Here is a 2,174-nt window from a genome sequence, read left to right as displayed (position 1 = left end):
CTGGATCTGGTGGCGTTGCGGGCGCAGGCGGGCAGTGGGGGCATGCTTCCGCCGCTGCTCAGCGGCCTGGTCCGCACCCCCACCCGCCGCACCGCGCGCGGCGGTTCCGGTTCGGCGGGCAAGCTCGCCCGGCAGCTGGCCGCGCTCGCGGAGGACGAGCGGCCCGGCGCCGTGCTGGAGCTCGTACGTACCCAGGTCGCGGTCGTACTCGGCTTCACCGGTCCCGAAGCGGTCGACCCGGCACGGTCGTTCAGCGAGGTCGGCTTCGACTCGCTGACCGCCGTCGAGCTGCGCAACCGGCTCGGCGCGGCGACCGGCGTACGTCTGCCCGCCACCCTCGTCTTCGACTACCCCACCCCAGCCGTCCTGGCCGACTACCTGTACGCCGAACTGCTCGGCGGACAGAACACGACGGCCGCACCGGTCGCCGTCGCGGTCCGGGACGACGAGCCGATCGCGATCGTGGCGATGGCCTGTCGCTTCCCCGGCGGCGTACGGTCTCCCGAGGATCTGTGGGGGCTCGTCCTGGAGGGCCGGGACGCCATTTCGGACATGCCGGACGACCGTGGCTGGGACGTGGAGGCGCTGTTCGACGCCGACCCCGACCGGCCGGGCACCAGCTACAGCACGGCGGGCGGATTCCTTCACGACGCCCACCACTTCGACCCGACGTTCTTCGGGATCTCGCCGCGTGAAGCCCTCGCAACCGACCCGCAGCAGCGGCTGCTGCTGGAGACGTCGTGGGAGGCGTTCGAGCGGGCAGGGATCGACCCGGTCGCCCTGCGCGGCAGCCGGACCGGAGTGTTCGCCGGTGTCATGTACAACGACTACGGCACGCTGCTGCACCGCGCACCCGACGGTCTCGAAGGCTATATGGGCACTTCCAGCTCGGGCAGCGTCGCCTCGGGCCGTGTGTCGTACACCTTCGGACTCGAAGGCCCGGCCGTCACGGTCGACACGGCCTGCTCGTCCTCCCTGGTCACCTTGCATCTCGCCGTACAGGCGCTCCGCAACGGAGAGTGCGATCTCGCGCTCGCCGGCGGTGTCACCGTGATGGCCACGCCCGGTACCTTCGTCGCGTTCAGCCGCCAGCGCGGCCTCGCGAGTGACGGTCGCTGCAAGCCGTTCGCTGCCGCGGCCGACGGTACGGCGTGGGGCGAGGGTGTCGGCATGCTGCTGGTCGAGCGGCTGTCGGATGCGCGGGCGAACGGTCATCCGGTGCTGGCGGTGGTGCGTGGTTCGGCGATCAATCAGGACGGTGCGAGCAATGGTCTGACTGCTCCGAACGGCCCGTCGCAGCAGCGTGTGATCCGCCAGGCGCTGGCCAGTGCGGGTCTGTCGGCCGCAGAGGTCGATGTCGTGGAGGCGCACGGTACGGGGACGACGCTGGGTGACCCGATCGAGGCGCAGGCCCTGCTGGCCACCTACGGGCAGGAGCACACCGACGAGCAGCCGCTGTGGCTCGGTTCGATCAAGTCCAACATGGGACACACCCAGGCTGCCGCGGGTGTCGCGGGCATCATCAAGATGGTCCAGGCGATGCACCACGGTGTTCTGCCGAAGACCCTGCACGTCGACGAGCCGACACCGCACGTCGACTGGTCGGCAGGAGCCGTTTCCCTACTGGACTCGCTCACCCCGTGGCCGGAGACCGGTCGCCCACGCCGCGCCGCCGTCTCGTCGTTCGGCATCAGCGGCACCAACGCCCACACGATCATCGAGCAGGCGCCCGACGAATCGGCGCCCGCACGGAACACACGCCAGGCCGCGCCCGGGGAGGTTCCGTCCGTGCTGCCGTACGTGCTCTCCGCCAAGTCTGCGGACGCGCTGCGGCGTCAAGCGGCCCGCCTCCGGGCCCATGTGGAGGATGCGCCGGAGGCACATCCCGATGACGTGGCCTACTCGCTGGCCACCACGCGTGCTTCGTTCGAGCACCGTGCCGTGGTGGTGGCGGGGAACTGGGACGAGCTGCTGCGCGGCCTGACCGCCCTCGAGAGCGAGGCCGCGGCTGCGGGATTGGCGCGCGGAAGCATGAGTGCCGGCAGGACGGCGTTCGTGTTCCCGGGGCAGGGGTCGCAGTGGGTGGGCATGGCCGATGCGTTGTTGGACGCTTCACCGGTGTTCGCTGCCCGGGTGGATGAGTGTGCGAAGGCGCTGGAGCCGTTTACGGACTG

At 70.8% G+C, this 2,174-nt stretch carries 1 protein-coding gene; it reads left to right on the top strand.

The genetic code is table 11. From position 1 onward, the window contains the following. A partial coding sequence (locus ACZ6ZQ_RS38455) for a type I polyketide synthase (protein ID WP_469773180.1) occupies positions 1 to 2,174 on the top strand: 2,174 nt, incomplete at both ends.

The sequence above is a fragment of the Streptomyces sp. NPDC053673 genome (assembly GCF_055585225.1).
The sequence above is the reverse complement of the archived record's forward strand: the minus strand, read 5'-3'. Positions and strand labels throughout refer to the sequence as shown.